Annotated in this window: 6 protein-coding genes; 3 read left to right on the top strand and 3 right to left on the bottom strand. The window is 65.1% G+C overall.

Going from position 1 to position 7326, the window contains the following annotated elements:
- The 3 genes from ACLV8F_RS14285 to ACLV8F_RS14275 all read left to right on the top strand — a co-directional run.
- Window positions 1–1036, top strand: a 1036-nt coding sequence (locus tag ACLV8F_RS14285; protein WP_411884859.1) for a COX15/CtaA family protein, incomplete at its 5' end; no start/stop codon positions are given.
- Between the two features lie 9 nt (window positions 1037–1045).
- Window positions 1046–1966, top strand: coding sequence for a heme o synthase (gene cyoE, locus ACLV8F_RS14280; RefSeq protein ID WP_411884858.1), 921 nt, complete (start codon window positions 1046–1048; stop codon window positions 1964–1966).
- A 17-nt stretch (window positions 1967–1983) separates the two neighbouring features.
- Window positions 1984–2613 carry an SCO family protein gene (locus ACLV8F_RS14275; protein ID WP_411884857.1) on the top strand — a complete coding sequence of 210 codons (630 nt, stop codon included), beginning with the start codon at window positions 1984–1986 and terminating at the stop codon, window positions 2611–2613.
- A 21-nt stretch (window positions 2614–2634) separates the two neighbouring features.
- On the opposite strand, the gene ACLV8F_RS14270 is transcribed toward ACLV8F_RS14275, so the two are convergent.
- The 3 genes from ACLV8F_RS14270 to ACLV8F_RS14260 all read right to left on the bottom strand — a co-directional run bounded on the left by ACLV8F_RS14270 (window position 2635) and on the right by ACLV8F_RS14260 (window position 7314).
- Window positions 2635–4434 (bottom strand): diguanylate cyclase, encoded by a 1800-nt coding sequence (locus tag ACLV8F_RS14270; protein ID WP_411884856.1) that lies wholly within the window; start codon window positions 4432–4434, stop codon window positions 2635–2637.
- 212 nt (window positions 4435–4646) lie between these two features.
- Complete coding sequence (rpoH, locus tag ACLV8F_RS14265) at window positions 4647–5612, bottom strand: RNA polymerase sigma factor RpoH (protein WP_411884855.1); 966 nt, start codon at window positions 5610–5612, stop codon at window positions 4647–4649.
- A 325-nt stretch (window positions 5613–5937) separates the two neighbouring features.
- A complete protein-coding gene (locus tag ACLV8F_RS14260) occupies window positions 5938–7314 on the bottom strand; it encodes an MmgE/PrpD family protein (RefSeq protein ID WP_411884854.1) in 1377 nt (458 codons plus the stop codon).
- Window positions 7315–7326: the final 12 nt, after the last annotated feature.

Here is a 7326-nt window from a genome sequence, read left to right as displayed (position 1 = left end):
CAACAAGAACGCGCCGGTGGCGCAGCGCCTTCGGGTGCTGACCATCGTGACGTTGTTCCTCACCTTTGACCTGGTGATCTTCGGCGCTTTCACCCGGCTCACCGATTCGGGCCTGGGTTGCCCCGACTGGCCGGGTTGCTACGGCAGCGCCAGCCCGGTGGGCGCACAGATGCACATCGAAGCCGCGCAAACCGCCATGCCGACGGGGCCGGTCACGCACTCCAAAGCCTGGATTGAAATGATCCACCGCTACCTGGCGACGGGCGTCGGCGTGTTGATCCTCACACTCACAGTCACCAGCTGGCTGGAGCGCAAGCGCACGCCGGTTTCGTTCTGGTGGCCGGCTGCCACGCTGGTGTGGGTCTGCCTGCAGGGCGCGTTCGGCGCGCTCACCGTGACCATGAAGTTGTTCCCCGCCATCGTCACGATGCACTTGTTGGGCGGCCTGGTGCTGCTGGCGCTGCTGCGCGCGCAGTCGCTGCGTTATGCCGAGCTGCAGGCACCGCCGGCACAAGGCCTGAGCGGCGGCATTCGCTTCGCCGCGCTGGCCGCGTTTGCCTTGCTGTGGCTGCAAATTGCCCTGGGCGGCTGGGTCAGCACCAACTACGCGGTGCTGGCCTGCACCGACTTCCCGGGCTGCCAGAACTCCTTGTGGCCGGCAATGGATTTCCGCCAGGGCTTCACGCTATGGCGCGAGCTGGGCGCGGGCCATGACGGCGCCAACATCAGTTTCCAGGCGCTCACCGCCATCCACTATGTCCACCGCCTCACGGCTTACCTCGTGTTTGCCGTCTTCATGGCCCTGGCCTTTTGCCTGCACCGCCTGCCGGCCTGGCGTGCGCCCGCGTGCTGGCTGGCCGGGCTCACGCTGCTGCAGGTCGCCACGGGCATCAGCAATGCCGTGCTGGGCTGGCCGTTACTGGCGGCGGTGTCGCACACCGGCGGTGCGGCGGCGCTGGTCATTGTGCTCAGCGGCGTGGTCTTTTCCGGGCGCGGCGGGCCCGCTGCGCCACATGCGTCAAAATTGAATGCCTAGCGATTTCCCATGAACCCCAGCACTCCCTCCGCCGCTCCGGCATCCGCCACGCCCCACGTTCCGTCGAAGTTCGCGCAGTTCTATGCGCTGACCAAGCCGCGCGTGGTGCAGCTCATCGTGTTCTGCGCGCTGATCGGCATGGTGCTGGCCGTCCCCGGCGTGCCCACCTGGCCCGACGTCAAGCTCGCGCTCATCGCCTGCGCCGGCATCTGGCTGGTCGCCGGCGCCGCCGCGGCCTTCAATTGCCTGGTCGAGCAGCAGATCGACGCGCGAATGCGCCGCACCGCCTGGCGCCCCACGGCCAAGGGCGAACTCAGCAACCCGCTCACATTGGCTTTCTCGGCGGGGCTGTGCGCGCTGGGCTCCTGGGTTTTGTACATGTGGGTGAACCCGCTCACCATGTGGCTGACTTTCGCCACCTTCATCGGCTACGCGGTGGTCTACACCGTGATCCTTAAGCCCATGACGCCGCAGAACATCGTGATCGGCGGCGCCTCGGGCGCCATGCCGCCGGTGCTGGGCTGGGCTGCGATGACGGGCTCGGTCGGGCCTGAGGCCTTGATTCTGTTTCTGATCATCTTCCTCTGGACGCCGCCGCACTTCTGGGCGCTGGCGCTGTACCGCGTCGAGGACTACCGCAAGTCCGGCCTGCCCATGCTGCCGGTCACGCACGGCAACGAATTCACGCGCCTGCAGGTGTTTTTGTACACGGTGGTGCTGTTTCCCGCCTGCCTGATGCCTTTCATCTTCAAGATGAGCGGCTGGCTTTACCTGGTGGCCGCCGTGGCCTTGAGCATAGGTTTCAGCTGGTACGGCTGGCGCCTGTGGCGCAACTATTCCGACGCGCTGGCACGCAAGACCTTCCGCTTTTCGCTGATCCATCTTTCGGTCCTGTTCGCGGCCCTGCTGCTGGACCACTACCTCGTCTGATTTCGTCTGAACACCGCATGAAAACCCCAACGACCTTGTCCACGCGCCGCGGCGCCGTCAAAACCCTGGCGGGCGCGGCCGTGCTCGCGGCCACCGCCGGCCTGATGGCCGCCTGTTCGCCCGACAAACCGCAGTTCAAAAGCATAGACCTGACCGGCGCCGACTATGCGCAGGGCTTCAGCCTGGCCGACCACAACGGCCAGGTGCGCACGCTGAAGGATTTTTCCGGCAAGGTGGTGGTGGTGTTCTTCGGCTTCACGCAGTGCCCCGACGTTTGCCCGACCTCCATGGCCGAACTCGCGCAGGTCAAGCAGCAGCTGGGCCCCGACGGCGACAAGCTGCAGGCCATCTTCATCACCGTCGACCCCGAGCGCGACACGCCCGAACTGCTCAAGGCCTATATGGGCAATTTCGACCCGGCCTTTCTCGCATTGCGCCCTACCATGGCGCAGTTGCCCGAGGTCGCCAAGGACTTCAAGGTCTACTACAAAAAGGTCGACGGCAAGACCCCTGGCAGCTACACCATGGACCACTCCGCAGGCAGCTATGTGTTCGACGGCAAGGGCCGCATACGCCTGTACAACCGCTACGGCAGCGGCGTGGAATCGCTGGCCTCCGACATCCGGCTGCTGCTGAAGGATGCCTGAGCGCCCGCAGGTGAACTTCGCCTAGAAGTTCACCGTCTTGATTGACTTGCGCGTGTCCGCCGGCATCTCCCGCAAGGACTTGAGCATATAGGCCAGGTGCAGCGCGGCGTCGGGAGCCTTCCCGCATTGCGCGTCCGGCACCATGGCGATTGCCACGTGCAGCTTCAGGCGCGAGCCCACCGGCAGTAAGTCAGAGGGCTGCAGCGCGCGCGCCACCAGTTGGGTAGCCGCCGCAACGGCGTGCGCCGGGGTCACGGGCCCCTCGATGAGCAAGGCAAACTCAGAGTCGCCGACGCGCGCCGCGATGTCGATGTCGCGCGCCCGCTGGCGCAGGCAGGAGCCCGCCAGCACCAGCGCATAGTCGGCGATCTGGCGCCCGTGCTCTTTGGCGAACCAGCCGTGGTTGGACAGCTTGATCATCAGCAGGGCGCAGCGGTGCTGGTAGCGATTCGAGCGCAGCAGCGCCTCATGCAGCCGCGCTTCAAAGGTGTGCTGGTTGCTCAGTCCCGTGAGCGGCTCGGTCTGCGCCAGCGCCGCAGCGCGCGCCCGGGCTTCGCGGCGCTGCGCTGCGTGCCTGAGCAGGCCGTAAAACAGCAGCGGCGTCTCTAGCGCCGCGCCCAGCGTGAGCCCGTACTGCGTGAGGAAGCTGACCGGAACCAGCCCCAGGTTGCGCAGCACGGGAAAGGGCGCCATCGCCACGACCGGCACAAAGCCCAGCGCGATCCAGCGCATGGTGGGGTCGCCGCTTTGCCAGGCGATAAACACCAGCGCGCAGATCACGGAGATGGCCGCGATGATGAGCGCCGTGGTGGCGACGAAGCCCGCATGCGTCGGGTAAGCGGTGTCCAGCACGGCCAGCAGCGCCAGCAGCATGATCAGTTGGAGCGACAGCCGGTCTAGCGCGACCGAGAAGCGCTGCGGCTGTGTCACCACGCGCGCAAACCAGATGCCGCTGCAGGCCGCCAGCACCGGCAGCAGGAAGGCCGACAGGTCATTCCAGGCCGGTGAGTCCGGCCAGAGGTATTGCCCGCCTATGCCCAGCATCCCGGCCTGGGCCGCGGCCCGCGTGCTGATGTAGGCGGCGTAGGCCGCAAAGCTCCTGTCGCTGAAGGCTACCGCGTTGGCCGCAGCCACCAGGGCCATCAGCACGGCCAGGCCGAAGTAGGCGCCCAGCAGGAATTGCTCCTGCATGCGCTGCGCCAGCAGGGCGGGCTGGCTGTAAATGAAAAGCGGCGCTGAAAACGGCGTGCGCGCATGCTCGATGCGGACGAAGTAGGTGACGGGCCGCGCCTGCTCGGTGTCCAGGTCGAAAACCGGAAAGCGGTCGGGGCGCGGCCACTGGCTCACCGGGAGTTTGTCGCCGGCTTTTTGTTCGACCCAGTCCCCCGCGGCGTTACGGTAATGCAGGCTGACCCGGTCGACGCCCGCGCTGCTCAGCTCCACCGCCCAGCGCTGCGACAGGTCCGGTTGCATGGCGTTAAAGCGTATCCACAGCACCTGGCCGTCCAGTAGTACGGTATGGCCGGGAGGGCGCCTGGCAAACGGCAGGTCGTATTCCCGGGCTTCCACCTGCTCCAGCACGGCCTTGCCCGTCGCGTCGATCCAGAACTGGCTGTGATCGGCCAGCGCGATCCGGCCGTCGGGCGCATTGAGTTGCAGCACCGGCAGCCGCGCATCGGCGGCGTGCTGGGCCCATCCCGGCATGGCTGAACCCAGCAGATACGCCGCCAGCACGCTCCTGATGCAGTTGCCGGAGAGGAGGCCGCGCACGAACTGCTGAAAGCGTCCGGGCCTGCCGGTGAGCGCGTGGAAGATCAGCACGAATTCATTGTGCGGCTGCGCGTGAGTAACAACGTACTAAATTTGCGTTGGCATCCTGCGCCCGGGCCAAGTGGCGTGCGCGCGCAACTGCAATTTATTGCAGCCTGAACCCACCTGAGTGCCGCACACGCCCACAAAAAAGCCCGCACTTTTGAGGGTGCGGGCTTTTGCGGAAGGAAAGAGGGCGGGAGCCCTCGTCTATGCGTCTTCGCTTATGCGTAAGCCGCCAGCACTTTTTTCATCTTCTTCATCGCCGCCACTTCGATCTGGCGAATCCGCTCGGCGCTGACCTTGTACTCGGCGGCGAGGTCATGCAGCGTCATGCCGCCTGAGCCGTCGTCGTTGACCTTGAGCCAGCGCTCTTCCACGATGCGGCGGGCGCGCGGGTCCAGTTCCTCCAGCGCGGCGCTGATGCCGTCGGACGCCAGGTTGTCGCGCTGGCGCGATTCCATCAACGCGGTCGGTTCCTGCGTCGCGTCGGCCAGGTAGGCGATGGGGCCGAAAGCATCTTCGCCATCGTCGCCTGGGCTAGGGTCCAGCAGCACGTCGCCGCCCGACATGCGCTGCTCCATCTCGATGACTTCCTCGCGCTTGACGTTGAGCGTCTTCGCCATGGAATCGATCTGGCCTTCGGTCAGCGTGTCGCGGTGCGTCGCCACGTCGGCGTCGTCCTTGAAACCCTGCTTCATGGAGCGCAGGTTGAAAAACAGCTTGCGCTGGGCCTTGGTCGTGGCGACCTTGACCATGCGCCAGTTTTTCAGGATGTACTCATGGATTTCGGCTTTGATCCAGTGCATGGCGTAGCTCACCAGGCGCACGTTCTGGTCCGGGTCGAAGCGTTTCACGGCCTTCATCAGGCCGATGTTGCCTTCCTGGATCAGGTCGCCGTGGGGCAGGCCATAGCCCAGGTATTTGCGCGAAATCGACACCACTAGACGTAAGTGAGAAAGCACTAACTTACCGGCAGAGTCAAGGTCGTTGTTTTCCTTGAGGTTTTTGGCGAATTCCTGCTCCTGCTCCAAAGTGAGCATGGGCAAGCGATTGACGGCGGAAATATAGGCGTCCAGGTTGCCCAGTGGGGGAACCAGCGACCAAGGGTTGACGGCTGCCACGGCGCCCGGGTTGGGCACGGCGACGGCAGCGGCGGTCAGCGGTTGGGGGGAAAGAGCATATGACACTGCAGAACTCCTTTTCTCTAGTGCTAAATATTAGCACTCTGTTGGAACGAGTGCTAAGCAATAGGTTCAATGACTCGGATAGCGGAAGGCTAATACGTAGTAACCCTTGGTTTTCAGTATGACTGCGGTGTGACGGTTTTGGTTCAGGCGCTTGGGTATCCAGGCTGTAAATGCGGGTAATTCTTTCAATTTCCAGGCGGGGGGGGCTTGGCCAGTCGCCTGGATTGCACAAAAAAAAGGGCAATTTCGCTATGTTTTAAATAGCAAAATTGCCCGTCATTGTTTGGCTTGCGCCCAATTGGGCCACCCGATCCGGGTGGCGCGTTCAAGCCTTGGGTGTTGCCAGCGCGGTGATGGCCGACACGTTGGCCGCCTTGCCGACGGCCCAGCAGGCCTTGATCAGCTCGCCCGTCTGCCCGGCGCCCAGGATGGCGTCGGAGAGGCCGTGGAACTTGCCCTCCAGCATGGCGTCGGTCATGGGGTTTTGCAGCGAGCCGATGGCGTGCTCGACGAATACGTGCACGCGGCGGCCGTCTTTCAGGACCGCCGTCACGTCGGCGCTGGCTTCGTCGATGGAGTCGTCCACCGTGGCGACCACCTTGCGGCGCAGCGCCACCATGTCGGCACGGTTGACGATCTCGTCGGAGAACTCTTCCTCGGCGGCGCGGCCGAAGGTGAGGCCTGCCGCGCAGCCGTGGTAGACGCTGAACTTGGCCTGCAGGCCGTCGGCGGGTTCTTTCTTGCCGGTCAGCTCCAGCACCAGCGAATGCACTTTCAGTTCAATGCGCTCGATCTGCTCCGGCGTCACGCTCTGCGCGCGCAATTGGGCGCAGGCGTCGATGCTGGGGTGGATCACGATGCCGCAGGCAAAGGGCTTGTAGCTGTTGAAAGAGATCTCAAAACGCTGGCCCAGCTCGCCGGTGATTTCATTCCAGTCGTTCTTGGTGGAGACGGTCTGCATCATGCCGCGCGGCGCTTCCAGCGCTTTCGGGCTGGCGGTGTAGCCCTGGCTTGCCAGCAGCGCGGACATCATGCCGGCGCGGGCGGCGCCGCCCGGGTGGAAAGGCTTGGTCATGGTGCCGAACTGCTCGCGCATGCCGACCGGCTGCGAGGCGGCAATGCCCAGCGCCATGGCGGTTTTCTGCACGTCGAGCTTGAGCAGGCGCGCGCAGGCGGCTGCGGCGCCCAGCGTGCCGGTGGAGCCGGTGATGTGCCAGCCGCGGTCGTAGTGCTCGGGGTACATGGCGTTGCCGACGCGGCAGGCCACGTCGATGCCGATCACCAGCGCGTCGATCACGTCGCGCCCGGACGAGCCGGTGTGCTCGGCCAGCGCCAGCACGGCGGAGGCCACCGGGCCGGCCGGGTGGATGATGGTCTTGAGGTGGGTGTCGTCAAAGTCGAAGGTGTGGGAGGTGATGCCGTTGACCAGCGCCGCGCTTGCCATGTCGACTTTTTCGCGGCGGCCCAGCACGCTGGCCTGGGCGGCGGGCTGCAGCATGTTGACGGCAGCCAGCGCCATGTCGGCCGCTTCATGTTTTGCCGCGCCCACGGCGCAGCCCAGCCAGTTCATGAAGGTGCGATGCGCCTCGTGGTCCACCGCGTCGCTCCAGCCGCGCGACGGATGCGTGGCGACGAACTTCGCGAGGATTTGCGTGACGGGAGGGGCGTTGTGGTCGGCGGTGACCTGGGTATTGCGGGCCATAGAGTTCTTAAG

The sequence above is a fragment of the Polaromonas sp. YR568 genome (genome assembly GCF_943369675.1).
Taxonomy (GTDB): domain Bacteria; phylum Pseudomonadota; class Gammaproteobacteria; order Burkholderiales; family Burkholderiaceae_C; genus Polaromonas.
This window is presented reverse-complemented; position numbering and strand designations above follow the sequence as displayed.

Coding starts and splice junctions, on each gene's coding strand:
- cyoE (WP_411884858.1), top strand. CDS start 1,046: ATGAACCCCAGCACTCCCTCCGCCGCTCCGGCATCCGCCACGCCCCAC.
- ACLV8F_RS14275 (WP_411884857.1), top strand. CDS start 1,984: ATGAAAACCCCAACGACCTTGTCCACGCGCCGCGGCGCCGTCAAAACC.
- ACLV8F_RS14260 (WP_411884854.1), bottom strand. CDS start 7,314: ATGGCCCGCAATACCCAGGTCACCGCCGACCACAACGCCCCTCCCGTC.